This window comes from Cellulomonas sp. PSBB021 (assembly GCF_002240455.1).
Taxonomy (GTDB): domain Bacteria; phylum Actinomycetota; class Actinomycetes; order Actinomycetales; family Cellulomonadaceae; genus Cellulomonas; species Cellulomonas uda.
In genome coordinates this window covers 1,536,322-1,562,175 of record NZ_CP021430.1, presented here as the reverse complement: position 1 = coordinate 1,562,175, position 25,854 = coordinate 1,536,322, and the positions used below count along the sequence as shown (strand labels likewise).

The 25,854-nt window shown below is 74.3% G+C and carries 25 protein-coding genes; 15 read left to right on the top strand and 10 right to left on the bottom strand.

What is annotated here, in order from left to right:
- Nucleotides 1-48: 48 nt before the first annotated feature.
- The 5 genes from leuS (at nucleotide 49) to holA (ending at nucleotide 7,486) form a co-directional block, all read left to right on the top strand.
- The gene (gene leuS, locus CBP52_RS07035; protein ID WP_094180377.1) at nucleotides 49-2,973 is read left to right on the top strand and encodes a leucine--tRNA ligase; all 2,925 of its coding nucleotides are present in this window, start codon (nucleotides 49-51) and stop codon (nucleotides 2,971-2,973) included.
- On the top strand, nucleotides 2,970-3,995 hold the full coding sequence (locus CBP52_RS07030) for a DegV family protein (RefSeq protein WP_369826340.1): 1,026 nt from the start codon (nucleotides 2,970-2,972) through the stop codon (nucleotides 3,993-3,995). Before leuS ends, CBP52_RS07030 begins: the two co-directional genes overlap by 4 nt.
- 97 nt (nucleotides 3,996-4,092) lie before the next feature.
- Nucleotides 4,093-4,932: a ComEA family DNA-binding protein gene (locus tag CBP52_RS18185; protein WP_232514693.1), complete on the top strand. Its 840-nt coding sequence runs from the start codon at nucleotides 4,093-4,095 to the stop codon at nucleotides 4,930-4,932.
- Complete coding sequence (locus CBP52_RS07020) at nucleotides 4,929-6,524, top strand: ComEC/Rec2 family competence protein (protein WP_094180375.1); 1,596 nt, start codon at nucleotides 4,929-4,931, stop codon at nucleotides 6,522-6,524. Before CBP52_RS18185 ends, CBP52_RS07020 begins: the two co-directional genes overlap by 4 nt.
- 29 nt (nucleotides 6,525-6,553) lie before the next feature.
- The gene (gene holA, locus CBP52_RS07015) at nucleotides 6,554-7,486 is read left to right on the top strand and encodes a DNA polymerase III subunit delta (protein ID WP_369826339.1); all 933 of its coding nucleotides are present in this window, start codon (nucleotides 6,554-6,556) and stop codon (nucleotides 7,484-7,486) included.
- A 37-nt stretch (nucleotides 7,487-7,523) separates the two neighbouring features.
- Here holA and CBP52_RS07010 read toward each other — a convergent pair whose 3' ends face one another.
- The 4 genes from CBP52_RS07010 to CBP52_RS06995 form a co-directional block, all read right to left on the bottom strand.
- Nucleotides 7,524-8,138, bottom strand: a complete 615-nt coding sequence (locus tag CBP52_RS07010) for an EAL domain-containing protein (protein ID WP_094180373.1) — start codon at nucleotides 8,136-8,138, stop codon at nucleotides 7,524-7,526.
- A 168-nt stretch (nucleotides 8,139-8,306) separates the two neighbouring features.
- Complete coding sequence (locus tag CBP52_RS07005; protein ID WP_232514692.1) at nucleotides 8,307-8,828, bottom strand: diguanylate phosphodiesterase; 522 nt, start codon at nucleotides 8,826-8,828, stop codon at nucleotides 8,307-8,309.
- Nucleotides 8,829-9,140: 312 nt separating this feature from the next.
- Nucleotides 9,141-9,401, bottom strand: coding sequence for a 30S ribosomal protein S20 (gene rpsT / locus CBP52_RS07000; protein WP_094180372.1), 261 nt, complete (start codon nucleotides 9,399-9,401; stop codon nucleotides 9,141-9,143).
- Nucleotides 9,402-9,639: 238 nt separating this feature from the next.
- The gene (locus tag CBP52_RS06995) at nucleotides 9,640-10,194 is read right to left on the bottom strand and encodes a type II toxin-antitoxin system PemK/MazF family toxin (RefSeq protein ID WP_232514691.1); all 555 of its coding nucleotides are present in this window, start codon (nucleotides 10,192-10,194) and stop codon (nucleotides 9,640-9,642) included.
- A gap of 154 nt (nucleotides 10,195-10,348) precedes the next feature.
- Here CBP52_RS06995 and CBP52_RS06990 point away from each other — a divergent pair, with 154 nt between their 5' ends.
- From CBP52_RS06990 to CBP52_RS06975, 4 genes are read left to right on the top strand one after another with little or no spacing between them, the layout of a single operon-like run.
- Nucleotides 10,349-10,792, top strand: a complete 444-nt coding sequence (locus CBP52_RS06990) for a hypothetical protein (protein ID WP_094180370.1) — start codon at nucleotides 10,349-10,351, stop codon at nucleotides 10,790-10,792.
- Between the two features lie 34 nt (nucleotides 10,793-10,826).
- Nucleotides 10,827-12,434, top strand: a complete 1,608-nt coding sequence (locus CBP52_RS06985) for a circularly permuted type 2 ATP-grasp protein (RefSeq protein WP_094180369.1) — start codon at nucleotides 10,827-10,829, stop codon at nucleotides 12,432-12,434.
- Nucleotides 12,428-13,357: an alpha-E domain-containing protein gene (locus CBP52_RS06980; protein ID WP_094180368.1), complete on the top strand. Its 930-nt coding sequence runs from the start codon at nucleotides 12,428-12,430 to the stop codon at nucleotides 13,355-13,357. Before CBP52_RS06985 ends, CBP52_RS06980 begins: the two co-directional genes overlap by 7 nt.
- Nucleotides 13,354-14,193, top strand: a complete 840-nt coding sequence (locus tag CBP52_RS06975; protein ID WP_094180367.1) for a transglutaminase family protein — start codon at nucleotides 13,354-13,356, stop codon at nucleotides 14,191-14,193. The genes CBP52_RS06980 and CBP52_RS06975 overlap by 4 nt, the downstream gene beginning before the upstream one ends.
- A gap of 19 nt (nucleotides 14,194-14,212) precedes the next feature.
- Here the strand turns inward: CBP52_RS06975 and CBP52_RS06970 are convergent, their stop codons facing one another.
- The 4 genes from CBP52_RS06970 to CBP52_RS06955 all read right to left on the bottom strand — a co-directional run bounded on the left by CBP52_RS06970 (nucleotide 14,213) and on the right by CBP52_RS06955 (nucleotide 16,941).
- Entirely contained in the window at nucleotides 14,213-15,061 is an 849-nt protein-coding gene (locus CBP52_RS06970; RefSeq protein ID WP_094180366.1) for a hypothetical protein, read from the bottom strand.
- Nucleotides 15,046-15,552 (bottom strand): DUF6318 family protein, encoded by a 507-nt coding sequence (locus CBP52_RS06965; RefSeq protein WP_157732527.1) that lies wholly within the window; start codon nucleotides 15,550-15,552, stop codon nucleotides 15,046-15,048. The genes CBP52_RS06970 and CBP52_RS06965 overlap by 16 nt, the downstream gene beginning before the upstream one ends.
- Nucleotides 15,553-15,855: 303 nt before the next feature.
- Nucleotides 15,856-16,056 carry a dodecin family protein gene (locus CBP52_RS06960; protein WP_094180364.1) on the bottom strand — a complete coding sequence of 67 codons (201 nt, stop codon included), beginning with the start codon at nucleotides 16,054-16,056 and terminating at the stop codon, nucleotides 15,856-15,858.
- Nucleotides 16,057-16,185: 129 nt separating this feature from the next.
- Nucleotides 16,186-16,941 (bottom strand): maleylpyruvate isomerase family mycothiol-dependent enzyme, encoded by a 756-nt coding sequence (locus tag CBP52_RS06955; protein ID WP_094180363.1) that lies wholly within the window; start codon nucleotides 16,939-16,941, stop codon nucleotides 16,186-16,188.
- A 158-nt stretch (nucleotides 16,942-17,099) separates the two neighbouring features.
- Between CBP52_RS06955 and lepA the strand changes: the two genes are divergently transcribed.
- Together lepA and hemW are read left to right on the top strand one after the other, a co-directional pair.
- Nucleotides 17,100-18,971, top strand: a complete 1,872-nt coding sequence (lepA, locus tag CBP52_RS06950) for a translation elongation factor 4 (protein WP_094180362.1) — start codon at nucleotides 17,100-17,102, stop codon at nucleotides 18,969-18,971.
- A 24-nt stretch (nucleotides 18,972-18,995) separates the two neighbouring features.
- Complete coding sequence (hemW, locus tag CBP52_RS06945; protein WP_094180361.1) at nucleotides 18,996-20,234, top strand: radical SAM family heme chaperone HemW; 1,239 nt, start codon at nucleotides 18,996-18,998, stop codon at nucleotides 20,232-20,234.
- A gap of 21 nt (nucleotides 20,235-20,255) precedes the next feature.
- Here hemW and CBP52_RS06940 read toward each other — a convergent pair whose 3' ends face one another.
- On the bottom strand, nucleotides 20,256-20,561 hold the full coding sequence (locus CBP52_RS06940) for a DUF4870 domain-containing protein (RefSeq protein WP_094182226.1): 306 nt from the start codon (nucleotides 20,559-20,561) through the stop codon (nucleotides 20,256-20,258).
- 283 nt (nucleotides 20,562-20,844) lie between these two features.
- Here CBP52_RS06940 and CBP52_RS06935 point away from each other — a divergent pair, with 283 nt between their 5' ends.
- Nucleotides 20,845-21,738 carry a hypothetical protein gene (locus CBP52_RS06935; protein ID WP_094180360.1) on the top strand — a complete coding sequence of 298 codons (894 nt, stop codon included), beginning with the start codon at nucleotides 20,845-20,847 and terminating at the stop codon, nucleotides 21,736-21,738.
- Between the two features lie 55 nt (nucleotides 21,739-21,793).
- Here CBP52_RS06935 and CBP52_RS06930 read toward each other — a convergent pair whose 3' ends face one another.
- Nucleotides 21,794-22,645 carry a DUF3097 domain-containing protein gene (locus tag CBP52_RS06930; RefSeq protein ID WP_094180359.1) on the bottom strand — a complete coding sequence of 284 codons (852 nt, stop codon included), beginning with the start codon at nucleotides 22,643-22,645 and terminating at the stop codon, nucleotides 21,794-21,796.
- 158 nt (nucleotides 22,646-22,803) lie between these two features.
- Here CBP52_RS06930 and hrcA point away from each other — a divergent pair, with 158 nt between their 5' ends.
- The 3 genes from hrcA (at nucleotide 22,804) to CBP52_RS06915 (ending at nucleotide 25,813) form a co-directional block, all read left to right on the top strand.
- The gene (gene hrcA / locus CBP52_RS06925) at nucleotides 22,804-23,823 is read left to right on the top strand and encodes a heat-inducible transcriptional repressor HrcA (protein WP_094180358.1); all 1,020 of its coding nucleotides are present in this window, start codon (nucleotides 22,804-22,806) and stop codon (nucleotides 23,821-23,823) included.
- Nucleotides 23,824-23,898: 75 nt separating this feature from the next.
- Nucleotides 23,899-25,029 carry a molecular chaperone DnaJ gene (gene dnaJ / locus CBP52_RS06920; protein ID WP_094180357.1) on the top strand — a complete coding sequence of 377 codons (1,131 nt, stop codon included), beginning with the start codon at nucleotides 23,899-23,901 and terminating at the stop codon, nucleotides 25,027-25,029.
- Between the two features lie 25 nt (nucleotides 25,030-25,054).
- Entirely contained in the window at nucleotides 25,055-25,813 is a 759-nt protein-coding gene (locus CBP52_RS06915; protein ID WP_094180356.1) for a 16S rRNA (uracil(1498)-N(3))-methyltransferase, read from the top strand.
- Nucleotides 25,814-25,854: the final 41 nt, after the last annotated feature.

The window sequence follows — 25,854 nt, the reverse complement described above, 5'->3', positions numbered from 1 at the left end:
GATCCTAGAGCGGCCAGGGGCCCCGCGCGGGCTCGGTAAACTCGCGGGGTGACCACGACCCCTGCGCAGAGCCCCGATCCGAGCGTCGAGTCCCGCGACGACGTGCCGTTCCGCTACACCGCGGACCTCGCACGAGAGATCGAGCTCCGCTGGCAGGACGAGTGGCAGGAGCGCGGGACGTTCTTCGCCGCGAACCCCACGGGTCACCTCACCGACGGCGAGGGGCGCCACGCGGACCCGTCGAAGCGCACGTTCTTCGTCATGGACATGTTCCCGTACCCCTCGGGCGCGGGCCTGCACATCGGTCACCCGCTGGGCTACATCGCGACCGACGTCGTGGCGCGCTACCGCCGCATGCGGGGCGACAACGTGCTGCACGCCCTCGGCTTCGACGCGTTCGGCCTGCCGGCCGAGCAGTACGCCGTGCAGACGGGCCAGCACCCCCGGGTCACGACCGAGGCGAACATCGCGATCATGCAGCGTCAGCTGCGCCGCCTGGGCCTCGCGCACGACCCGCGACGCTCGTTCGCGACGATCGACCCGGAGTACGTGCGCTGGACGCAGTGGATCTTCCTGCAGATCTTCGGCGCCTGGTACGACGAGGACGCGGTGCGCGCCGACGGCGGCCGCGGCAAGGCCCGGCCGATCGAGGACCTCGAGGCCGAGCTCGCCGCCGGCACACGGCCCGTCCCGGCCGTCGACGGGGTGCGCGCGGGTGTCGCGTGGGCGGACCTGGACGCCGTCGAGCGTCGTCGCGTGCTGGACTCGCGCCGCCTGGCGTACGTCTCCGAGACGCCCGTGAACTGGTGCCCGGGCCTCGGCACGGTCCTCGCGAACGAGGAGGTCACCTCCGACGGTCGCTCCGAGCGCGGCAACTTCCCCGTGTTCCAGCGCAGCCTGCGCCAGTGGAACATGCGGATCACCGCGTACGCGGACCGCCTGACCGACGACCTCGAGCACATCGACTGGCCCGAGAAGGTCAAGTCGATGCAGCGCAACTGGATCGGGCGCTCGTCGGGTGCGCACGTGACGTTCGCGGTCGAGGGCGGGCAGGAGGTCACGGTCTTCACGACGCGGCCCGACACGCTGTTCGGCGCGACGTTCATGGTCGTCGCGCCCGAGCACCCGCTGCTCGACGAGGTGCCCGCGGCCTGGCCCGACGGGACCAAGGACGCGTGGACGGGCGGTCACGGGTCGCCCGCCGCCGCCGTGGCGGCGTACCGCGCGGAGGCGGCCGCGAAGACGGCCGTCGAGCGGCAGGCGGACGCGGGCCGCAAGACGGGCGTGTTCACCGGCCATCTGGCGGTGAACCCCGTGAACGGCGAGCCGCTGCCGGTGTTCACCGCCGACTACGTGCTCATGGGCTACGGCACCGGCGCGATCATGGCCGTCCCCGGCGGCGACGCGCGTGACTTCGCGTTCGCGCAGGCGTTCGACCTGCCGGTCGTCTACACGGTCGACGGCGAGGAGACGGACGCCGCCCGCACGGGCGACGGCGCCGTCGTCAACTCCTCGAACGACGAGATCTCGCTCGACGGTCTGGACGTCGCGACCGCGAAGGACCGGATCACGCAGTGGCTCGAGGCCAAGGGCGTGGGGGCGGGCACCGTCACGTACCGCCTGCGCGACTGGCTGTTCTCGCGCCAGCGGTACTGGGGAGAGCCGTTCCCGATCGTCTACGACGAGCACGACCTGCCGATCGCGCTGCCGCTCGACGCGCTGCCGGTCGCCCTGCCCGACGTGCCCGACTACTCACCGCGCACGTTCGACCCCGACGACGCGGACTCCTCGCCCGAGCCGCCGCTGGGCCGCAACGAGGACTGGGTGGCCGTCACGCTCGACCTGGGCGACGGACCGCGCACCTACCGCCGCGACACCAACACGATGCCGAACTGGGCGGGGTCGTGCTGGTACTACCTGCGCTACCTCGACCCCGCGTCGCAGGACGTGCTCGTCGACCCGGTGCTCGAGAAGTTCTGGCTGGCGCCGGGCCACTCGGGCGACCCGACGGACACGGTCGGGGGTGTCGACCTGTACGTCGGCGGCGTCGAGCACGCGGTGCTGCACCTGCTGTACGCGCGGTTCTGGCACAAGGTGCTGTTCGACCTCGGCCACGTGAGCGGCGCCGAGCCCTTCCACAAGCTGTTCAACCAGGGCTACATCCAGGCGTACGCCTACACCGACGAGCGGGGCGTGCACGTGCCCGCGGCCGAGGTGGTCGAGGACGCGTCGTCGTCCACGGGGTTCTCGTGGGAGGGCCGGCCCGTCAACCGCGAGTACGGGAAGATGGGCAAGTCGCTGAAGAACATGGTGACGCCCGACGAGATGTACGCCGAGTACGGCGCCGACACGCTGCGCGTGTACGAGATGTCGATGGGGCCGCTCGACCTGTCGCGGCCGTGGGAGACGCGCGCGGTCGTCGGGTCGCAGCGGTTCCTGCAGCGCCTGTGGCGCAACGTGGTCTCGGAGACGGACGGCACGCTCGTCGTGTCCGACGACGCCCCGTCGGACGAGACGCTGCGCGTGCTGCACCGCACGATCGCGGACGTCACCGAGGACATGGCGCACATGCGGATCAACACCGCGATCGCCAAGCTCATCGTCCTCAACAACCACCTCACGACGCTGGACGCGGCGCCGCGGGCGGCGGTCGAGGCGCTCGTGCTCATGACCGCGCCGATCGCACCGCACCTCGCCGAGGAGCTCTGGGCCCGCCTGGGCCACGAGCGCTCGCTCGCGCACGCGCCCTACCCGGTGGCGGACCCGGCGTACCTCGTCGAGGACACCGTCACGTGCGTCTTCCAGGTGCAGGGCAAGGTCCGGGGTCGCGCGGAGGTCTCGCCGCAGGTGTCGGACGACGACCTGCGCGCGCTCGCGCTCGCGGACGCCGGTGTGCAGCGCGCGCTCGACGGCCGTGACGTGCGCACCGTGATCGTGCGCGCGCCCAAGCTCGTCAACGTGGTGCCGGCCTGATCGGGCGCCGCGGGCGGCCGGCCGCCGGGCCGGTCGCCGTCGTCACGGACTCCACCGCGTCGCTGCCCGAGGGGCTCGCGGAGCGGTGGGGCGTGCGCGTGGTGCCGCTCGACGTGCTCGTCGGGACGCGACGGCACGTCGAGGGCGTGGACCTCAGCCCGGCCGACCTGCTCGGGGCGCTGCAGCGCGGTGAGCGCGTCAGCACCTCGCAGCCACCGCCCGCGGCGTTCGCGGCCGCGTACCGCGCGGCCGCGGAGGCCGGGGCGCGCGAGGTCGTCTCCGTGCACCTGTCGGGAGAGCTGTCCGGCACGGTCGGGGCCGCGCGGGTCGCCGCCGCCGACGCACCGGTCCCGGTGCACGTGGTCGACTCCGCGGTCACCGTCATGGCGCTCGGGTTCGCGGCGCTCGCCGCAGCCCGGCACGCGCGAGGCGGTGCCGGGGGCGGTCCCGGGGGCGGTCTCGTGGGCGTCCCAGGGGGCGACGAAGGCGCGGTGCGTCTCCTGGACGGGCCGCCGGCGTCCGAGCCCGCGTCCACGCGCCTGGTCGACCGGGTCGCGCAGTGGGTCGCCCGGGGCGACGCGCCCGCCCTGCCCGACGGTGACGACGTCGCGCGCGTCGCACGCGAGCGCAGCGCCGCCGCGCGGGCGTGGTTCCTCGTCGACTCGCTCGACCACCTGCGACGTGGTGGTCGGCTGTCCGCGCCCGCGGCGGCGCTCGGCACCGTGCTGGGGCTGCGTCCGCTCCTGACGCTCGACGAGGGCCGCGTGGTCGTGGCCGAGAAGGTCCGCACCCGGCGCGCGGCGCGGGAGCGTCTCGAGACCGTCGCGCGTGCCCACGCCGAGACACGCGGCCCGGTGCGGGTCGCCGTGCACCACCTGGGGCAGCCCGACGTCGCGGCGGAGCTCGTCGCGCAGGTGCGCCGGTGGCCGCGCGTCGTCGAGGTCGTCGCGTGCGAGACCAGTGCGGTCATCGCGGCGCACGTCGGCCCGGGGCTGCTCGCGGTCGTCGTCGTCGACGCCTGACGCGCCACCCGACCCCAGCCCCCGCACGGGCGCGAGGCCTCCACAGCCGGGGACCGTGCCGTCCGCCGACGGGACGCCGCGGCCTAGCGTTCGGGCGGTGATCCCGCTCGACCCGACCCGGTCCCGCGACGTGCGCTCGCGGCTGCGCGCCCTGACGGCGCCGGACCCCGACGCGGCCGACGACACCGCACGGCCGGTGCCGTCCGGGTCGAGGCGTGCGTTCGGGGACGCGCTCGCAATCGCCGCGGAGCGGTACGCCGACGCGCACGGCGTGCTGCCGGTGCCTCACCCGGAGCCCACCCGCGTGCGGTGGCGGCCGAGCGTGCGCAGCGCGCTCGCGGGAGCGGTCGCGCTCGCGCTCGTCGCGGGAGCCGTCGTCGTGCGCAGCGTCGCGACGCAGCCCGGGCCCCCGGTCACGCTCCCGGTGCCGGCGCCGCTGGCCTCGTCCCCCGCCCCGGCGTCGGACGCGACGAGCGGCGGCGCGCCGGGTGCCACGGCGACCGCGGCGCAGGAGGTCGTCGTGGACGTCGCCGGGGAGGTCGTCCGGCCCGGCGTCGTGCGCCTGCCGGCGGGGTCACGCGTCGTCGACGCGATCGAGGCCGCCGGGGGAGCGACCGGCGGCGCGGACCTCGCGCGGCTCAACCTCGCGCGGGTGCTCGTCGACGCGGAGCAGGTGCTCGTCCCGCGCCCGGGGGACCCGCTCCCGGCCGGTCCGACGTCGGGGTCCTCGAGCGCGTCGTCGGCGGGCGCCCTCGTCGACCTCAACCTCGCCGACGCCGCGACGCTCGACACGCTGCCCGGCATCGGCCCGGTGCTCGCCGGGCGCATCGTCGAGCACCGGACGCAGCGCCCCTTCGGGAGCGTCGACGAGCTGGTCGACGTCCCCGGCATCGGGACGGCGCTGCTCGAGCAGCTGCGCGACCTGGTGCGCGTGTGACGGTCGACCTGCGCCTCGCACCGGCCGCGCTCGGGTCCTGGGTCTGCGCCCTGCTCGTCGTGCGCGCTCCGCCCGGGACGGCGCTCGTCGCCGCGGTCGCTGCGGGGGTCGTGGCGCTCGTCGTGGCGCTCGGGCCGAGCCGGCGCCGCTGGGACGGGCTCGAGCGGCCGACGTGGCGGGCGTCGGTGGTCCTGGCGCTGCTGGCGGCCGCGGCGGTGGGTGCCGCCGGCGCCGCGCAGGTCGGGGCGCGGGAGCGCGGCCTGCTCCCCGAGCTCACGGCCCGCGCCGCGGTGGGCACGGTGGTCGGCCGTGTCAGCGCCGAACCGGTGCCGGTGCGCGCGGCGTGGCCGGGCGCACCGCCGCGCGTGCGGTGGGCGCTCGACGTGACGCGCGTCGAGGCCGCCGGTCGGGCGTCGGGCGCCGTCGGGCGGGTCGTGGTGCTGAGCGGCGAGCCCGCAGCCGGCGGCCCGGCGTACGGTGCGCGCGTCCAGGTCACGGGCCGGGTGCACGCGGCGCAGCGCGGGGCCCGCGAGGTGGCGCTGCTGGTCGCGTCCGCCGACCCGGTCGTGCTCGCGCCCCCGCGGGCCTGGGACGCGGTCGCCGGACGGGTCCGCGCGCACGTCCGCGGGCTCGCGGACCCGCTCCCCGGTGACGCGGCGGCGCTCCTGCCGGGCGTAACCGTGGGGGACACCGCGCGCGTCCCCGACGACCTGTCGGACGCCATGCGGGCGTCCGGGCTGACCCACCTCGTGGCCGTCTCGGGTGCGCACTTCGCGCTCGTCGCCTCGCTCGTCCTCGCCGGCACCGCAGCCCTGCGCGCGCCGCCGCGCGTGCAGGCCGCCGCGACCGTCGTCGTCGCCGCCGGGATGCTCGTGCTCGTGCACCCCGAGCCCAGCGTGGTGCGGGCGGCCACGATGGGTGCGGTCGCGGTGCTGGGAATGGCGGCCGGGCGGCCGGCGCGCTCACCCGCGGCGCTCGGCGCGGCCGTGACGGTGCTGCTCGTCGCGGACCCCTGGCTCGCGGCCGAGCTCGGCTTCGCGCTGTCGGTCGCCGCGACCGCGGGCATCGTCCTGCTCGGCGTCGCGCTCACCCGGCGCTGGGCGGGTCGGCTCGGGCACGGCGTCGCGGCGGCGCTCGCGGTCCCGGTCGCGGCGCAGCTGGTGTGCGCCCCGCTCGTCCTGGTGGCGAGCGGTGTCCTCACGCCGTGGGGCGTCCTGGCGAACGTCGCGGCCGCGCCCGCGGTCGCGCCGGCCACGCTCCTGGGGCTGCTCGCCGCGGCGCTGGCGCCGTGGTGGCCGGGCGGCGCGCAGGCCGCCGCGGCGGCCGCCGGGGCGGCGTGCTGGTGGATCGGCGCCGTCGCCCGGCACGCCGCGCAGCTGCCCGGTGCGCGTCTCGCGTGGGTGCCGGGGACGGCGGGCGTGACGCTCCTCGCCGTCGTGGGCCTCGCGCTCGCGCGGCTGCTGCTCGGGCGGCGGCGGGAGGTGTCGGCGGCGTCTGGCAGGCTGGACCCGTGCCCGCGCCCACCCGCTCCAGCCGCTCCTCCGGTGGTCGCCCCGGCGGTCAGCGCCGCGCGTCGTCGCCCCCCGGCCTGACGTGGGAGGAGGCGGCGCCCGCACCCGTCGTGCTCGTGCGCGGTGCGGAGGGCCTGCTCGTCGACCGTGCGACCGACCGGATCGTCGGCCTCGCGCGCGAGGCGGACCCCGACGTGGAGGTCACGCGGATCGACGCGGCGCAGTACACGGCCGGGATGCTGGGCGTGACGACGAGCCCGTCGCTGTTCGCCGAGGACAAGGTCGTCGTGGTCGAGGCGCTCGAGACGGGCACGGACGACGTGTTCGCCGACGTCCAGGCCTACCTGACGGCGCCCGCTCCGGGCGTCGTGCTGGTCCTGCGCCACGGCGGGGGAGCCCGCGGGAAGAAGACGCTCGACGCCCTCCGCGCCGCGCAGGTGCCGGAGGTCGCGTGCGACGCCGTGACCTCCGACTCGGACAAGACCTCGTTCGTGAACGCCGAGCTGCGGCGGGCGGGCCGGCGTGCCGACGGCGCCGCGGTGCGCGCGCTCGTCGACGCCGTCGGCAGCGACCTGCGCGAGCTCGCCGCGTCGTGCTCCCAGCTCGTGGCCGACACCACCGGCATGATCGGCGTCGAGGTCGTCGAGCGGTACTACGGCGGCCGCATCGAGGCGACCGGCTTCCGGGTCGCCGACGCCGCGGTGGCGGGCGACGCGGGTCAGGCGGTCGCCCTGCTGCGCCACGCGCTCGCCACCGGGCTCGACCCCGTGCCCGTCGTCGCCGCGCTGGCCGCCAAGCTCCGCACCATCGCGAAGGTCGGCGCCGTGCGCGGCCGCGGGCAGGGCGCGCTGCGGGACCTCGGGCTGGCCCCGTGGCAGGTGGACCGCGCGCTGCGCGAGCTGCGCTCGTGGACGCCGGAGGCGCTCGCGGAGGCGATCAGCGCGGTCGCTCAGGCGGACGCCGAGGTCAAGGGCGAGAGCCGGGACCCCCGGTTCGCGGTCGAACGGGCAGTGCTCCGCGTGGCGGCCGCCGCCCGCTCCTGACGGTCGACCGTCCGCCCGGCCGGCGCCAGGACGACCGTCAGAGCATCGTGGCCGCGGGGCCGAGGATGTCGCCCTGCAGCAGGTCGAACCCCCACGCGACGCAGTGGTCCACGAGCGCGGCGTCGCTCACCCGCTCGGCGACCACCTGCGCCCCCGTGCTGCGTGCGAGCTCCACGAGCGCGCTGCCGTGCCGGACCAGGTCGCGGCAGTCGATCTTCACGTAGTCGGCCCACGGCAGCATCGCGAGCTGCGCGGCGGTCGCGGTGAAGTCGTCGATCGCCAGGCGGTAGCCCGCCGACCGCAGCCGCGTGAGGCCGGCGAGGGCGGCGTCGTCGGCCGGGACGGTCTCGACGACCTCGAGCACGAGCCGGTCGCGGTGCGGCGGCAGGGTGCGGCTGTCGACCAGGTAGCCACGCGTGACGTTGACGAACGCGAGCGTGTCGTGCAGGTCCATCGTCGGGATCCGGCCGAGCACCGCCTCGGTGGCGTCCTCCTGGCGCCCCTCGTCCCAGTGGTCCACGCCCGCCGGTGTGCCGTCCGGCCTGCGGTACAGCAGCTCGTAGCCGTGCAGGTCACCGCCCGGTGACCAGATCGGCTGGCGCGCGACCTGCGGCGGCGTCGAGGGCCGTGACGCGCTCGTGGAGGGACTCACGCTGGATGAGAGGCGCAGACGCGCGATCCATGACGCCGTTTCGTGGGACACGTCGCCGGCGTCCGTGTCCGCGTCAGTCGACGATCTGGGCGCTCGCGCGGTCAAGGACGCCCGCGCGCTCGAGAAGGTTGCCCTGGAACAGGGTGAACCCCAGGTCACGGGCGTGTGTCATCGCCTCGGGGTCTCGACGTACTCCGCGACGAGGCTCGCGCCGTACGAGCGGGCGAGCGTGACGACGGGGTGCCCCTCGACGTCGAGGTCCCGCACGTCGACCTTGACGTAGTCCGCGTGCGGCAGGAGCCGACGCTGCGCCGCGCTGCTCACGAACGCCGGCAGCGCGAAGCGGTAGCCCTCGGCGCGCAGGCGCCGGACGCCGGCGAGCACGTCGGCGTCGATCGGCACGGTGTCCGGGACGACGAGCACGAGCCGGTCGGGGCGGCGTGGCACCGCGAGGTCCCCGACGAGGTACGCGCGCGTGCACCGCACGAACAGCAGCCGTCCGTTCGCGACGCTCTCGAGGTCCGCGCGGCCGAACGTCGCGGACAGCACGTGGGCGGTCGCACGCTCGTGCTGCTGCGCGCTCCAGGAGCCCGCGGAGGCGCCCGACAGGGCGCCGTCCCCGCGGTAGGAGAGCTCGTACGCGACCGGTTGGCCGGATGCGGTGAAGATGCCCTGGCGGCCGACGAGCACGGGGGAGGCCGAGACGTGCGCCTCCCACTGCGTGCGAAGGGCCCCGGGATCGCCTCGTCCACAGCCGCCGCGAGGCGCCGGAGTGCCGCGTCGTCGAGGTCGTCCTTCACACGCACCATGACATCACAGGTGCGCGGCGCGGTTGCGCGAACGCCCGGGTGGAAATCGCTCGCCCCAAACGTTTCATCCACGCGGTGGTCCACGCTGCCGCGACGCGCGGCCGCCGGAGACGGGACGAGGCGCCACCCCCTCAGGGGTGACGCCTCGTGGCTCACGCACGACGTGCGGCGTGTGCTGCCCGCGCGCGGGAACTCAGAGCGAGTTGACCGACTTCGCGAGCGCCGACTTCTTGTTGGCCGCCTGGTTGGCGTGGATGACGCCCTTGCTGACCGCCTTGTCGAGCTTCTTCGACGCGGTCTGCAGCGCGGCGGTGGCCGCGTCCTTGTCACCGCCGGCGACGGCCTCGCGGACGCGACGGACGTGCGTCTTGAGCTCGGACTTCACCGACTTGTTGCGCAGGCGCGCCTTCTCGTTGGTGCGGATGCGCTTGATCTGGGACTTGATGTTCGCCACTGGTGGACTCTCTTGTGCGTTCGCCGAAGCGATCTGACAGGTCGTAGAGGGCGCGCGCAGCTCCGGGACTGGGGCGTGGGGACACCCGCGGAGAGGAGCTGGGCGAGTGCCCGCCGACCTGGGCGGACACGCAAGGGAAGATGCTACCCGACGCGGACGCCCCCACCCAAGCCGCGCAGCCCGGACCGGCGGACGTCACACCGGGTCGCCACCGCCGGGGTCTCGGGGGCGACGGCCCTCAGGCCCGGCCGCGCAGCTCGGTCAGCGCGTCGGTCACCCGCACGAACAGGTCGTGGTCGACGACGGCGCCCTCGCGGCGGATGGAGTCGGGGTCGAGGCGCAGCACCCGGTCCAGGCGGACCTCGCTGTCCCGGCGCCGCGCGTCCCACGGGCCCGAGCCGATGTCCATCCACACGCGACCCTTGCGCGCCTCCCGCGCGGCGTTGCGGCCGTGGTCCGTGCTCGTGAGCATGAGGCCGAGCACGACCGGCCCGTCCCAGCCGACGACGAGCACCGGGCGGTCCTTGCCCTGCGTCGCGTCCTCCTCGTAGGGCACCCACGTCCACACGATCTCGCCCGGGTCGGCGGCGCCGTCCGGCTCGGGGCTGTAGTGGATCGGCACCGCGCCGACGTGGTCCGGCAGCGTGCGGCGTGCGGTCTGCGGGGCCGTCGGCCCCGCGGGGCGCGGTGGGCGCGGGCGTTCGCGGGTGCTCGACGAGCCGCGTGCGCCGAGCGCGCGCAGCAGCGCGGCAGCGCTGCGCAGGAGGTGCGAGACGGAGGACGAAGCGGGCACGCCCGGGAACCTAGCGGGTCGCCCGGGTCGGTGTGCAACCTCGTCGGGACCCACCGGGTCGCATACCGGGTCTCGTACGAGATCCAGCACCAGGTCTACGGTCGGCGCGTGGACGTCCGGGCCGGACGCCACGCGACGGTGGAGGGGAGCGCACATGGCGGGACGGACCACCCGCGTCGAGCCCTGGGACGGGTGGGTCGCGAGCCGGCCCGCTCGCCACCTGCGGGCGCCTGCGGCGCCGGGCGTCCTGCTCGACGCGTTCGTGCGTGCCGCGCGCGGCGCACGGCTGCGCGTCGCCGTCGGCGCGGCGGGGGCGCGCGCCGCGCGGGGCGTGCGCCTGGGCGGCCTCGCCGCCGAGGTCCTCCAGCTGCCCGTCGCGCACCTGTGGGCACGTCTCGAGGTGCGGGCCGACGAGTACACGGTCGTCGACGAGCCGCAGCTGCGCGAGCTGCGGGTCGTGTGCGTCGCGGGGGAGCGCGAGCCGGGCAGCGCGACGAGGGTCGCCCGGCTCCTCGACGACGCGGTGGCGCGCGTGGAGCGCTCGGGCGTCGCCGTCGACGTGCTGCCCTGGGCCGCCGCGCTCGACGGGGCCACGTAACGCGCCGGTGATCTGCCCGGGCTACGTTCGGCCCATGGCGGACCTCTTCGACGACTACCCGGCCGGGGTCGCCTGGGACGAGATGCTCGACCCCGCGACCGGCCCGCGCGCCGCGTACAAGCACGTGCACGCGGCGCTCGCGCAGCTCTCCGCCGGCGAGCTGCGGGCTCGCGCCGACGCGCTCGCCCGCACCTACCTCACGCAGGGCGTGACGTTCGACTTCGCGGGCGAGGAGCGGCCCTTCCCGCTCGACGTCGTGCCGCGCGTCCTGGCGGGCGACGAGTGGGAGCACGTCGCGCCGGGCGTCGCGCAGCGGGTCCGCGCGCTCGAGGCGTTCCTGGCGGACGTGTACGGGCCGCAGCGGGTCGTCGCGGACGGCGTGCTGCCGCGCTCGGTCGTCGTCTCGTCGACGAACTACTGCCGCGCCGCGCGCGGGATCACCCCGCCCAACGGCGTGCGGGTGCACGTGTCGGGCATCGACCTGATCCGCGACTCGCTCGGTGGCTGGCGTGTGCTCGAGGACAACGTGCGCGTCCCGAGCGGCGTGAGCTACGTCCTGTCGAACCGGCGGGCGATGGCGCAGACGTTCCCGGAGCTGTTCGCGGCGCTGCGGATCCGGCCCGTCTCGGACTACCCGCGCCGCCTGCTCGCCGCGCTGACCGCGGCCGCCCCGGCTGGCGTGGACGACCCGACGGTCGTCGTGCTGACGCCGGGCGTCTACAACAGCGCGTACTTCGAGCACTCGCTGCTCGCGCGGACGATGGGCGTCGAGCTCGTCGAGGGTCGCGACCTGTTCTGCGCCCAGGGTCGCGTGTGGATGCGCACCACGCAGGGTCGTCGTCGGGTGGACGTCATCTACCGCCGGGTCGACGACGACTTCCTCGACCCGGTCACCTTCCGTGCCGACTCGCTGCTGGGCTCGCCCGGCCTCATGACGTGTGCGCGCAACGGCACGGTCACCATCGCCAACGCGGTGGGCAACGGCGTGGCCGACGACAAGCTCGTCTACACGTACGTGCCGGACCTGATCCGCTACTACCTGGGCGAGGAGCCGATCCTCGCGAACGTCGACACGTGGCGCCTGGAGGAACCCGGGTCGCTCGAGGAGGTGCTGGACCGGCTCGACGAGCTCGTCGTCAAGCCCGTCGACGGCTCGGGCGGCAAGGGGCTCGTCGTCGGCCCGGCGGCCACGCGCGCCGAGCTCGACGCGCTGCGCTCGCGGCTCGTCGAGGACCCGCGCGGGTGGATCGCCCAGCCCGTCGTGCAGCTGTCGACCGTCCCGACGCTCGTCGAGGACGGGTTGCGCCCCCGGCACACGGACCTGCGCCCGTTCGCCGTCAACGACGGCGACGACGTGTGGGTGCTGCCCGGCGGTCTGACGCGCGTCGCGCTGCCGGAGGGGCGGCTCGTCGTGAACTCCTCGCAGGGCGGCGGGTCCAAGGACACGTGGGTGCTGGGCGGTGCGCCCCCGCGACGCGAGCCCGCGACCGCGGCCGTGCACCACCCCGTCCCCGTGGGGAACGCGGTGCCGATCGACGCGAACCCGCAGGACATCCGCGCGCACGTCATGCAGCAGCAGCAGCAGACGCTCGACGGTCCCGTGCGCGCGTCGTCGTCGGACCAGGAGGTGGTGACGTGCTGAGCCGCATCGCGGAGTCGCTGTTCTGGATCGGCCGCTACGTGGAGCGGGCCGACGACACCGCGCGCCTGCTCGACGTGCACCTGCAGATCCTGCTCGAGGACCCGTGGGCCGAGGAGGACCTGGCCTGCCGCTCGCTGCTGTCCGTCATGGACCGCCGGCTGCCGGCCCAGGGCGCGCCGATCGGACGCGTCGAGGTGCTGGACCTGCTCGCGTACGACCGGTTCTCGCCGTCGTCCATAGCCGGCGCGCTCGTCTCGGCGCGGGAGAACGCGCGTCGGGCCCGCGAGGTCATCTCGACCGAGCTGTGGGAGAGCCTCAACGCGACGTGGAACCAGCTCCCGTCGCACATGCGCCCGGCACGGCCGCACGACTACTTCACGTGGGTGCGGGAGCGGGCCGCGGTGGTCGCCGGGGTCGTCGACGCGACCGCGTCCCGCGACGACACGTGGGCGTTCATGGTCCTGGGCCGCTCGATCGAGCGTGCGGACATGACCGCGCGCCTGCTCACCACGCGCGCGCTCGCGGGGTCCGGCGGGCCGGGCTGGACGACCCTGCTGCGCTCGTGCGGCGCGCACGAGGCGTTCCTGCGCACGTACCGCGGCGCGGCGTCCGACGAGCGTGCGGCAGGGTTCCTGCTGCTCGACCGCCTGTTCCCGCGCTCGATCGTGTTCGCGCTCAACCAGGCCGAGGCGTGCCTGGCGGCGCTGGAGCCCGTCGCGGACCGTGCGATCGTCGACGACGCGCGTCGCCACATCGGCCTCGTGCGCACCAACCTCGAGTACCGGCCGCTGATCGACGTGCTCGACGCGCTGCCGCGCGAGATGGAGCAGGTGCAGCGGGCGTGCGCCGCGGCGTCCGACGCGGTCCGCGGCCGCTACTTCCCGTCCGCGCTGACCACGACCTGGGTGGGGGAGAACCTGTGAACCGGCTCCGCGTGGTGCACACCTCGACGTTCCGCTACGCCGCGCCCGTGCAGGCGTCCTACAACGAGGCGCGCATGACCCCGGTGTCGCAGGCCGGGCAGACCGTCGTCTCGAGCAGGTTCGAGGCCCAGCCGCACACGTGGTCGTATGAGTACCGCGACTACTGGGGCACCGCGGTCACCGCGTTCGAGGTGCTCGTGCCGCACGAGTCGATGGTCATCACGGCCGAGCACGTCGTCGAGGTGCGTGAACCCGCCCCGCCCCGCGCGGTGCTCGGGTGGGACGCGCTCGGCACCGACGAGGTCCGCGACCGGATGGCCGAGTTCCTCGCCGACACCCCGACGACCGCCGCCCCCGACGAGGTCGCCGAGCTCGCGCGGGCGAGCGCCGAAGGGTTCGAGCCCTCCGACGCGGCCGTCGCGGTGTGCGAGGCGCTGCGTGACCGCGTCGAGTACATCCCCGGTGTCACCACGGTGCACACCCCGGCCGCCGAGGCATGGGCGGCCCGCGCGGGGGTGTGCCAGGACGTCGCGCACCTCGCGCTGGGTGCCCTGCGGTCCGTCGGCATCCCGGCGCGCTACGTCTCGGGCTACCTGCACCCGACTCGCGGCGGGGAGGTCGGCCAGACCGTCACCGGTGAGTCGCACGCCTGGGTCGAGTGGTGGGTCGGCGACTGGGTCGCGTACGACCCGACGAACCGGGTCCCCGCGGGCGAGCACCACGTCGTCCTCGCGCGCGGCCGGTCCTACGACGACGTCGCGCCGCTGCGCGGCATCTACGCAGGCGCCGGCACGCAGGAGCTCGACGTCGAGGTCCGCATCACCCGCGAGGCCTGACCCCGCAAGCAGGCGCCGGTCAGCCGTCGAGGTGGCTGCGGAGCTCGACGATCTCGAACTGGGGCGTGCTCGACGTCGTGAACGCCGTGCCGTCGATGTCGCGCCACTTGTGCAACGGGTCGATGTCCACTCGGTAGCGACCCGTCCATGTCGTGTACAGGGTGATCCGCGCGCTCCCGGGCTCACGGTACGACCGCGCCAGGTCGTGGTCGGGGTAGGGGTGACCGGGACTCGTCGTCTCCAACGGACGCTCGCCGTCGCCGAAGTCCCACACGAAAGCGATCGGTGTCGCCTCGATATCGAGTCCGAACCCCAGGAGCTCCGTCCGGAAGGTGGCCGGTTCTGCCTCCGTGTAGACGATCGTGGGCTTGTTGACGAGGACCTCACCCCGATCCGGTTGCATGTGCGCTCGCAGCGGCGTGATCGTCAGCTGCCGGAAGTCGTCCTCGGCGACGGCGGGGAGCAGGTCCTCCGGGCAGTGCCATCCCACCTGCTGCTCCCACGGGTTCACGTCCCGTATGCGACGCCAGATCGGCTGGAGCGCGTCGCCGTCCTCACACTCAGGCGGATCGTGCTGGACTGCCGATCCACCCCAGCAGAGATCGTGGCTGACGTCGTCGATCTCCGGAGCACGGCTCCAGCACGGGAGGTCGCGCTTCCACTCGTACGCACCTCGCCCGGGGTCGTCTTCGTAGTGGTTCAAGCCGTCGGTCGCCTGGCGAGCGCGAAGGAAGATGTCGCCGCCGACGATGTCCTCGTCTGTCTCGAGTGCGGCCGCCCGACCTGCAGCGCCGACGACGAACCCGGACGAGAGCGCGAGAGCGATGACAACCGCACGGCATGCCGCACTGGTCAACGGCTGAGCCACGCCGTCACCACCCACGAACCCTCGTGCTTCAGGACGTCGATCTCGTGAACGCGCTTGCCTCCTGACCCCTCGGCAACGACGTCGCCCCCAGGGCCGATCTCGCGCGATGCAGCCTGGGTGTAGGTGACCGTCGCTGTGAAGAGCGTGTCGCTTCGGTCCATGACAGCGATGTCGTCGACTCGGATTGCGCCACCTTCGGTGACGACTCCCTCGGCTTCGTACTGCTCGATGAGGTCGATGAGTTTGTTGCAGTACGTGCACGTGCTCGACGTGAGTTCCTTCATCTCATCGAGATCGTGCGTGGCCGCGGCGTAGGCGAAGAGGTGCAGGTAGTACTCGGCGATCGCTCCTGCCGACTCCTTGTCGGCGGGGCCATCGAATGCGGCGGGCCGCTGCGGCCGGGTCGTCGGATCGGTTCCTGGGACCGGGGGCACTGCGGTGGTCTGGGCCGCCTCGGGTGTCGGCGGCGCGGTAGGCGATGGCGAGGGCATGGCACCGCGCGTCGCGGGAGATCGTGTGGCGGCGATGTCCGCGGGCTCCGGAGAACACCCCGCGACCGCGGCGACGACCAGAGCGAAGGCAGTGAGGGCGCTCCACGTGAGACGGCGAGCGGAGCGTCGGTGGAGCCGAGCCTCAGCGGGTGTGGAAGAAGCCACCGTTGGTTGCATGGCCCGAAGGTACTCAAAGCGGACATGGCGTGGAGCGATCTTCCGCCAGGCTGTGGACGAGCGTCCGGCCCTGGAGCGCGGACATGCCCCGCGGCCCGATGGGCGCGGGGCGCATCGATGGGCACGTCACTCGAGGACGAAGGTGACTTCCAGCACCACGTGGTACGCGGTGATCGTGCCGTCGGCCACCTCGACCTTCTGGTCCTTGACCCACGCGCCCGACACGTTGCGCAGGGTCGCCGACGCGCGTTCGACCCCGAGCCGTACGGCGTCGTCGAAGCTCTTCTCGGAGCGGGCGCTGATGGTGGTGATGCGGGCGACGGACATGACGCGACCTCCTGTGGGTTGGTGGTGCGGTGGCAGGTCAGCGCGGGCCGTGCGTGGTGCTGCGCTCGCTGCCGACCGTCCTTCGACTGTGGCCGCGGTCACACCAACCCGCAACCGGACGGAGCGCCGTCAGGGCGTCAGGCGGCGGGCGAGCGCGTCGTCGAGTGCGGCGGCGTCACCGCGCACCGCGACCTCGTCGGGCGACCGGCGGCCCCACACCAGGAGCGCGAGGTCCTGCGCGGTGCCCTCGACCGTGACGGAGGGTGTGCCCGTGCCGCCCAGCAGCCAGGTCTGGTCCGCGTCGGTCGCGACGAGGCGCACCGGGGCGGGCAGGGGCTGCATGCGCCCCATCGCCTGCTGGCGGGGCTGCATGACGGTGACGACCTCGTCGACCGTGTCGGACCACACGGCGGCGTCGTCGTCGAGGGGAAGCCCACCCGCGGTGCGCAGGTCCCACAGGTGGACGGTCGTCTCGTGGAGCTGGCGGCGGCGCCACCAGGACGCGGGACCGTTGCCGACCAGGGTCCAGCCCTCGGTGTCGCCGAGGCGGACGAGGGTCTCGCGCAGCTCGGCGGCCTGGGTCGCGTAGAACGTGTCGAGCACGAACGGCCCGCGTCCCAGCGGTGTCTCCTGCCGCTTCGACGCCTGGCCCGCGGCCCAGTGGTGGATGCGTCCCAGGTGCACGACGAGGTCGCGCACGCGCCAGCGCCCGCACCACGGCACGCGCGTCGTCGGGTCCACCTCGGCGATCGAGGCGAGGAACGCGTCCTGCGCCGCCACGAGGTGCGTGAGGTGGTCGAGCCCGAGCGGTGCGGGGGAAGGCGCACCGTCCGAGGCGCGTGCGGGCGGCTCGGCGGTCGCGGCGTCGTACGGGGCCCAGGTCATGGGACCATGGTGGCGCCGGGCACCGACACCCACGAGTGCCGGTCCGGCCGAGTCCCGGGCATCTTCCGCCAGGTCCTCGAGCACCGCACCGCACGGCGAGTCCCGGTCGACCGGGGCCTGCCGGCCGTAACCCCGACGAGAACCGGAGCACCCGCCGCGTGTCCCCGATCCCGAGTGCCGCAGCCGCAGCGCGCATCCGCCCTGCCGCCACCGCGCCCGAGCTCCTGCGCAACTTCTGCATCATCGCCCACATCGACCACGGCAAGTCGACCCTGGCCGACCGGATGCTGCAGCTCACGGGCGTCGTCGAGGCGCGCGCGATGCGGGCCCAGTACCTCGACCGCATGGACATCGAGCGCGAGCGCGGCATCACCATCAAGTCGCAGGCCGTGCGCATGCCGTGGCAGGTCGGCGACACCGCCTACGCGCTCAACATGATCGACACGCCCGGTCACGTGGACTTCACGTACGAGGTGTCGCGCTCGCTCGCCGCGTGCGAGGGCGCGGTGCTGCTCGTCGACGCCGCGCAGGGGATCGAGGCGCAGACGCTCGCGAACCTCTACCTCGCGCTCGAGAACGACCTCGCGATCATCCCGGTGCTCAACAAGATCGACCTGCCGGCCGCGCAGCCCGAGAAGTACGCGGAGGAGATCGCGGGCCTCGTCGGCGGCGACCCGGGCGACGTCATGAAGGTGTCCGGCAAGACGGGCGAGGGCGTCGAGGCGCTGCTCGACCGCATCGTCGGGACCATCCCCGCGCCCGTGGGCGCCGCGGACGCGCCGGCGCGCGCGATGATCTTCGACTCCGTCTACGACACCTACCGCGGCGTCGTCACGTACGTGCGCGTGGTCGACGGCAACCTCAACCCGCGCGAACGCATCGCGATGATGTCGACCAAGGCGACGCACGAGCTCCTCGAGATCGGCGTGATCAGCCCCGAGCCGGTCCCGACGAAGGGTCTGGGCGTCGGCGAGGTCGGTTACCTCATCACGGGCGTGAAGGACGTGCGGCAGTCCAAGGTCGGCGACACGGTGACCAACGCGGCCAAGCCCGCCGCGGAGGCGCTCGGCGGCTACTCGGACCCCAAGCCGATGGTGTTCTCGGGCCTGTACCCGATCGACGGCTCGGACTACCCCGCGCTGCGTGACGCGCTCGACAAGCTCAAGCTCAACGACGCGGCGCTGAACTACGAGCCGGAGACGTCCGTCGCGCTCGGGTTCGGGTTCCGCGTCGGGTTCCTCGGCCTGCTGCACCTCGAGATCATCCGCGAGCGGCTCGAGCGCGAGTTCGACCTCGACCTCATCTCGACCGCCCCGAACGTCGTCTACGACGTCGTCATGGAGGACCGCACGGAGGTCCACGTGACGAACCCGTCGGAGTTCCCGGGCGGCAAGATCCGCGAGGTCCGCGAGCCCGTCGTCAAGGCCACGATCCTCGCGCCGAGCGAGTTCGTCGGCGCGATCATGGAGCTGAGCCAGTCCAAGCGCGGCGACCTGCTCGGCATGGACTACCTGTCCGAGGACCGCGTCGAGATGCGCTACACGCTGCCGCTCGCGGAGATCGTGTTCGACTTCTTCGACCAGCTCAAGTCCCGCACGCGCGGCTACGCGAGCCTCGACTACGAGCCCTCGGGCGAGCAGGTCGCGGACCTGGTGAAGGTCGACATCCTGCTCCAGGGCGAGCAGGTCGACGCGTTCAGCGCGATCGTGCACAAGGACAAGGCGTACGCGTACGGCGTGATGATGACCGCCAAGCTCAAGGAGCTCATCCCGCGCCAGCAGTTCGAGGTGCCGATCCAGGCGGCCGTCGGGAGCCGGGTCATCGCGCGCGAGACGATCCGCGCGATCCGCAAGGACGTCCTGGCCAAGTGCTACGGCGGCGACATCACGCGCAAGCGCAAGCTGCTCGAGAAGCAGAAGGAGGGCAAGAAGCGGATGAAGACGATCGGTCGGGTCGACGTGCCGCAGGAGGCCTTCATCGCCGCGCTGTCGTCGGACTCCGCGGCGCCCAAGGACGCCAAGAAGAAGTGACGCACCTCCCGCTGTGAGCCGCCCGTGAGTCCCGCCCTGCCCGACGGCGACGCCGCTCCCGACGACGGCGCCCTGCCCTCGTCGGTGGTCGAGGGCGCCGACGCGCGCGCGTTCGGGGTGTACCTGCACGTGCCGTTCTGCACGGTGCGCTGCGGGTACTGCGACTTCAACACCTACACCGCGACCGAGCTGGGCGGCGGGGCGAGCCAGGTCTCGTACGCCGCGACCGCGATGCGCGAGGTCGCGCTGGGCGCGCGGGTGCTGCGCGACGCCGGGCTGCCGGAGCGGCGGGTGTCGACGGTGTTCGTCGGCGGCGGCACGCCCACCGTCCTGCCGGCCGACGACCTCGTCGGGATGCTCCGTGCGGTCGACGACGCCTGGGGCCTGGCCGACGACGCCGAGGTCACGACCGAGGCGAACCCCGACTCGGTGACCCCGCGGTCGCTCGCGGCGCTCGCGGCCGGTGGCTTCACGCGCGTGTCGTTCGGCATGCAGTCGGCCGTGCCGCACGTGCTGCGCACGCTCGAGCGCACGCACGACCCGGCACGCATCCCCGACGTCGTGCGGTGGGCGCGGGACGCCGGGCTCGACGTGTCGCTCGACCTGATCTACGGGACGCCGGGGGAGTCGCTCGACGACTGGCGGGTCTCGCTCGAGTCGGCGCTCGCGACCGGCGTCGACCACGTCTCGGCGTACGCGCTCGTCGTCGAGCAGGGCACGCGCATGGCGGTGCAGGTCCGTCGCGGTGAGCTCACGCTGCCGGACTCCGACGACCAGGCCGCCAAGTACGAGCTCGCGGACGACCTGCTGACCGCGGCGGGGCTCGGCTGGTACGAGGTCTCGAACTGGGCGCGCGGCGCGGAGCACGCGTGCCGGCACAACCTCGCCTACTGGCGCGACGACGACTGGTGGGGCGTCGGGCCGGGCGCGCACTCGCACGTCGGTGGCGTGCGCTGGTGGAACGTCAAGCACCCGCGCGCGTACGCGGCGCGCCTCGACGCGGGCCTGAGCCCCGCGGCCGGGCGGGAGGTCGTCGACGAGGAGGGGGCCGCGCTCGAGCGGCTCATGCTGCACGTGCGGCTCGCCGAGGGGATGCCGCTCGACGAGCTCGCCGACGACGAGCGGAGCCGGGTGGCCGGGCTCGTCGCCGACGGGCTCGTCGACGGTCGGACGCTGCTGACCGCGCGGCGTCTGGTGCTCACGCGCCGCGGGCGGCTGCTCGCGGACCTCGTCGTGCGGACGCTCGCGGGCTTCGGCGCCTGAGCACCGCCCGCGAGCGCCGCGTCACTTGACCAGGCGGAGGGTCAGCGGGTAGCGGTACCACTCGAAGCGGCTCGCAGCGACGGCGGCCATGATCTCGAGCACGAGCGCACCGATGCCGACGACGGCGAGGATGACAAAGCCGACCAGCACGATCGTGAGGATCGAGCCCACGACGACCGCGATGAGCACGGTGATCTGGAAGTTCAGCGACTCCTTCGCCTGGTTCTCCAGGTACGGGCCGCGGCCGCGGAACACCAGCCAGATCACGAGCGGCGCGATGAAGCCGAGACCGATCAGGGGCAGGACGTGCGCGAGGATCGCCCACATCTTCTCCTCGTCGGGCCGCAGCGGCTGCGGGCCCGCGCCGTACGCGGGCGGCGGCGGGGCCGAGTCCCAGCCCTGGCCGTTCGGGGGGTCGTGCTCACGAGGTACCTCCGTCGTGTCGGTGGGCGCGTGTCGGACGTCACCCGGATCGGTGAGGCGGCGACTGTGCTGGTCGCAGGGTAGTCGTTCGGGGTCGTCCACAGGGTCTGCACGGTTCCTTGACACGACTGGTGCACTTCGGTTCGCTTTCGTGGGGCCACCCCCGGCCCACTGACGAAGGAGACGCATGAGCGACACCACGCCGCGGCCGGACGACGGGAGCAACCCGGTCCCGCCCGGACCGCAGGAGCCCACGCCGCCGGCGCCCGAGGGTGCCTACCCGCCGCCTCCCGCCGGTGCCTACCCGCCGCCCCCCGCGGGCGCCACCCCGCCGCCCCCCGGCGGCTACCCGCCGCCGCCCGCCCCGGGCGGCTACGGCGGCGACCAGAGCGTCGACGTCGTCGAGGGCTTCAAGTGGGGCTGGAAGAAGTTCACCGAGAACCTCTCGCCGATCCTCATCGCGATCGTCGCGTACGTCGTCGGCTCGATCGTCGTCATCGGCATCTGGTACTTCGTGATCGCGGGCCTGTTCCTGCGCACGTCGGAGACCACGATCGACGACGACGGCAACATCACCTTCGGGTCGGGCCCGGGCTTCGCGGCCGTGCTGCTCTCGACGGCGCTGATCTCGGTCGTCGCGGTGCTCGTGCTGTCGATCGTGCAGGCCGGCTTCGTGCAGGGCGCGCTGCGGATCAGCCGTGGCGAGGCGCTGACCGTCGACACGTTCTTCAAGTTCAAGAACCTGCCCGCGGTGATCCTGGCGTCGCTGCTGGTCGCCGTGCTGACGGCCGTCGGCTACGCGCTGTGCTACCTGCCGGGCATCGTGGTCGCGTTCTTCGCGCAGTTCACGCTGTACTACGTCGTGGACCGCGGCTCGGGCGCGGTGGACGCGCTCAAGGCCAGCTTCCAGCTCGTCAGGGACAACATCGTGCCCGCGCTGCTGATCTTCCTCGGCGTCGCGCTCGCGAGCGCCGTCGGTGGCCTCGTGTGCGGTGTCGGCACGCTCGTCACGCTGCCCGTCGCGCTGCTCGCGCAGACCTACGTGTACCGCCGGCTGAACCGCGAGCCGGTCGTCCCCTGACCGGTCCGGAACCGAGGACGGGCTCCCGCGCCGCAGCGCGGGGGCCCGTCCGTCGTCAGGCCGTGACGAAGTCGATGAGCTCCTCGACGCGGCCGAGCAGCGCGGGCTCCAGGTCGGCGAAGGTGCGCACCGTGCCGAGGATCCGCTTCCAGGCCTGCGCGACGTCGGCCTGGTCGGCCGCCGGCCAGCCGAGCTCGCGCAGGATCCCGAGCTTCCACTCGGTGCCGCGCTCGATCGTCGGCCAGGCGGTCAGGCCCAGCCGCGCGGGACGCACGGCCTGCCACACGTCGACGTAGGGGTGCCCGAGCACCAGGACCGTGCCCGCGGGCGCGACGCGCACGGCTTCGGCGGCGATCCGCGCCTCCTTCGACCCCGCGACCAGGTGGTCGACGAGGACGCCGACGCGCCGCTCGGGGGTGGGGGAGAACTCCCGCAGCGCCTCGACCAGGTGATCCACGCCCTCGAGCAGCTCGACCACGACCCCCTCGACGCGCAGGTCGTCGCCCCACACCTTCTCGACCAGCTCGGCGTCGTGCCGGCCCTCGACCCAGATGCGGCTGCCCCGCGCCACCCGCGCCCGGGCGCCCTGGACGGCGCGCGAGCCGGACGCGGTTCGCTCGGGCGGACGCGGCGCCGTCGACGTCACGGGCGCCGTGAGGACCACCGGCTCGCCGTCGACCCAGAACCCCGGCCCGAGCGGGAACGTGCGCGTGCGGCCCTTGCGGTCCTCGAGCACGACGACGTGCTGCCCGCCCGACTTCTCGACGCGCACCACGGCACCCACCCACCCGGTGGTGACCTCCTCCACGACGAGCCCGCGCTCGGCGGCCTGCGGACGCGACGTCCGCGGTCCTCGGTGGTGCTCGGCACGTCCGCCGCCCAGCACGTCCGACCCGTAGCGATCCATCAGCCTGGCTCTCCCTCGTCGCGGTCCGTCGGTCCGTCACCCTAGGGTGCCCACGGACCGCTCGGGCGGCAGCGCCCGCGCGCGGCGTAGGATTGGCACTCGGACGAGGCGAGTGCTACCAGTGACGGGCAGCGGGCGGCGCGACGGACGGAGGCGAGATGAGCGACGAGCGGCGGATGGACGTGCTGCGCGCGATCGTCGAGGACTACGTCTCGACGAGCGAGCCCGTGGGCTCGAAGGCGCTGGTCGAGCGGCACGCGCTCGGGGTGTCGTCGGCGACGATCCGCAACGACATGGCCGCTCTCGAGGAGAGCGGCTTCATCGCTCAGCCGCACACGTCCGCCGGTCGCATCCCGACCGACAAGGGGTACCGCGTCTTCGTCGACCGCCTGACGACCGTCAAGCCGTTGTCCGGGCCCGAGAAGCGCGCGATCGGCGCGTTCCTCGAGGACGCGGTCGACCTGGACGACGTCGTCGACCGCTCGGTGCGGCTGCTCGCGCAGCTCACGCACCAGGTCGCCGTCGTGCAGTACCCCTCGCTGCGGCGCTCCGCGCTGCGCCACATCGAGCTCGTGCCCGTGGGCCAGCGACACCTGCTCGTCGTGCTCATCACCGACACCGGCCGCGTCGAGCAGCGCACCCTCGAGGCGTCGGCCGAGCTCGACGAGCTCGGCGTCGCGCAGTTGCGCGCGACGCTCAACGCGCGCGTCGCCGGCCGCCGGCTCGCGGAGCTGCGCGGCGTGGTCGACGAGCTCGCGGAGCGGTACACCGACGACGACCTCGCGCTGCTGCGCCAGGTCGTGGGCGTGGTCGAGGAGACGCTCGCGCAGGAGAGCGAGGAGCGCGTCGTGCTCGCGGGCACGGCGAACCTCGCCCGCGGGGGCACGGACTTCGCGCGCAGCCTCGGTCCGGTGCTCGAGGCGCTCGAGGAGCAGGTCGTGCTCCTGCGCCTGCTGTCCGAGATGGCCGAGGACACGGCCGCGGTCTCGGTGCGGATCGGGCACGAGACGCAGCACGACGGTCTGGTCGAGACGAGCTTCGTCACGAGCGGGTACGGCGACGAGGGCGGTTCGGTCGCCCGGGTCGGCGCGATCGGTCCGACCCGCATGGACTACCCCGCGACCATGGCGTCCGTGCGCGCCGTGGCGCGCTACCTCACGCGCATCCTCGCCGGGTAGCCCCCGGCCACGCACCGCGGACGCCCGGCGTCCCGACCATCCGACGAGCCCGCCAGGAAGCGAGCAGACCACCACGTGAGCACCGACTACTACGCGATCCTCGGCGTCCCGCGCGACGCGACGCCCGAGCAGATCAAGAAGGCGTACCGCAAGCTCGCCCGGGAGCACCACCCGGACGTGGCGGGCGACGACCCGGCCGCGGAGGAGCGGTTCAAGGACGTCTCGCGCGCCTACGAGGTGCTCGGCAACCCGGAGAAGCGCCGCGCGTACGACCTGGGGGGCGACCCGTCGTCGCCCGGCGGCGGCATGGGCGGCGGCTTCGGGTTCCAGGACATCTTCGAGACGTTCTTCGGCGCCGCGACGGGTGCGGGCGCGCAGCGCGGCCCGATCCCGCGCGCGCGGCGCGGCCAGGACGCGCTGCTGCGCCTCGACCTCGACCTCGCGGAGGTCACGTTCGGCACGCACCGCGAGGTCCCGGTCGACACCGCGGTGGTGTGCCCCACGTGCCAGGGGTCCTGCTGCCGGCCCGGCACCTCGCCGCGGACGTGCGAGGCGTGCCACGGCCGGGGCACGGTGCAGCGCGTGGCGCGCTCGTTCCTCGGCCAGGTCATGACGAACCAGCCGTGCGCGGCGTGCCGCGGGTTCGGCACGACGATCCCGGAGCCGTGCACCGAGTGCGCGGGCGAGGGGCGCGTGCGGGCGCGCCGCACGATCGCGGTGGACGTCCCCGCGGGCGTCGACACCGGCACGCGCATCAAGCTCACGAGCCAGGGCGAGGTCGGCCCGGCGGGTGGCCCGCCCGGTGACGTGTACCTCGAGGTGCGCGAGCGCCGGCACGAGGTGTTCACGCGCGACGGCGACGACCTGCACGCGACGCTGTCCGTGCCGATGACCGCCGCCGCGCTGGGCACCGTGCTCACGTTCGAGACGCTCGACGGCGAGCAGGAGGTCGACCTGCGCCCCGGCACGCAGCCCGAGCAGGTCGTGACGCTCAAGGGGCTCGGCGTGGGGCACCTGCACGTCGGCGGACGCGGCGACCTGCACGTGCACGTCGAGGTGACCGTCCCGACCGGCCTCGACGACGAGCAGGCCGAGCTCCTGCGCCGCCTCGCGGCGCTGCGCGGCGAGGAGCGCCCCGAGGGCCGGCTCGCCGCCGCGCACCAGGGCGTCTTCGGCAAGCTGCGCGACAAGCTCGCCGGCCGCTGAGCGTGCGGGACTGGACCCGTAGCCGATGACCGCACCCGTCTTCGTCGTCGACCCCGGCCGTCTCGACGCCCTCGCGGTGGGCGACACGTTCCGGCTCGACGGCACCGAGGGCCGCCACGCCGGCGTCGTGCAGCGCCGGGCGCGCGGTGAGCGGGTCGACGTGGTCGACACGCGCGGCGTCCGGCTCGTCGGCGTGGTCGCGCACGCCGGCCACGAGGGCGTCGACGTCGAGGTGCTCGAGCTCGTGCGGGAGCCCACGCCCCGCGTGCGGCTCGTGCTCGTGCAGGCGCTCGCGAAGGGCGACCGCGACGAGCTCGCGATCGAGGCGGCGACCGAGGTCGGCGCGGACGCGGTCGTGCCGTGGCAGGCGGACCGCTCGATCGTCGTGTGGCGCGGCGAGCGCGCCGCCAAGTCCCGCGCGCGCTGGCTCGGCACGGTGCGCACGGCCGCGAAGCAGTCACGCCGCGCGTGGGTGCCGGACGTGGACGTCGCGCTCGACTCCCGGGCGCTCGCGGTCCGCGCGCGTGAGGTGGTCGCGGCCGGGGGAGCCGTGCTGGTGCTGCACGAGAGCGCGACCGACCCCCTGGCGGGCGCCGAGCTCCCGCAGGACGGCGACGTGCTCGTCGTCGTGGGTCCGGAGGGCGGCATCGGCGACGACGAGCTCGCGCGGCTCGTCGACGCGGGCGCGCGGCCCGTGCGCCTCGGACCGCACGTGCTGCGCACGTCCACCGCGGGCCCGGTCGCGCTGGCGCTGCTCGCGACCCGCCTGGGCCGCTGGGGCTGAGCACGACGGCGCCGGCCCGCGTATCTCCGCGCGGACCGGCG

Coding starts and splice junctions, on each gene's coding strand:
- CBP52_RS06990 (WP_094180370.1), top strand. CDS start 10,349: ATGGCGGGACGGACCACCCGCGTCGAGCCCTGGGACGGGTGGGTCGCG.
- CBP52_RS06985 (WP_094180369.1), top strand. CDS start 10,827: ATGGCGGACCTCTTCGACGACTACCCGGCCGGGGTCGCCTGGGACGAG.
- CBP52_RS06965 (WP_157732527.1), bottom strand. CDS start 15,552: ATGCCCTCGCCATCGCCTACCGCGCCGCCGACACCCGAGGCGGCCCAG.
- CBP52_RS06960 (WP_094180364.1), bottom strand. CDS start 16,056: ATGTCCGTCGCCCGCATCACCACCATCAGCGCCCGCTCCGAGAAGAGC.
- CBP52_RS06955 (WP_094180363.1), bottom strand. CDS start 16,941: ATGACCTGGGCCCCGTACGACGCCGCGACCGCCGAGCCGCCCGCACGC.
- CBP52_RS06940 (WP_094182226.1), bottom strand. CDS start 20,561: ATGTGGGCGATCCTCGCGCACGTCCTGCCCCTGATCGGTCTCGGCTTC.
- CBP52_RS06935 (WP_094180360.1), top strand. CDS start 20,845: ATGAGCGACACCACGCCGCGGCCGGACGACGGGAGCAACCCGGTCCCG.
- CBP52_RS06930 (WP_094180359.1), bottom strand. CDS start 22,645: ATGGATCGCTACGGGTCGGACGTGCTGGGCGGCGGACGTGCCGAGCAC.
- hrcA (WP_094180358.1), top strand. CDS start 22,804: ATGAGCGACGAGCGGCGGATGGACGTGCTGCGCGCGATCGTCGAGGAC.
- CBP52_RS06915 (WP_094180356.1), top strand. CDS start 25,055: ATGACCGCACCCGTCTTCGTCGTCGACCCCGGCCGTCTCGACGCCCTC.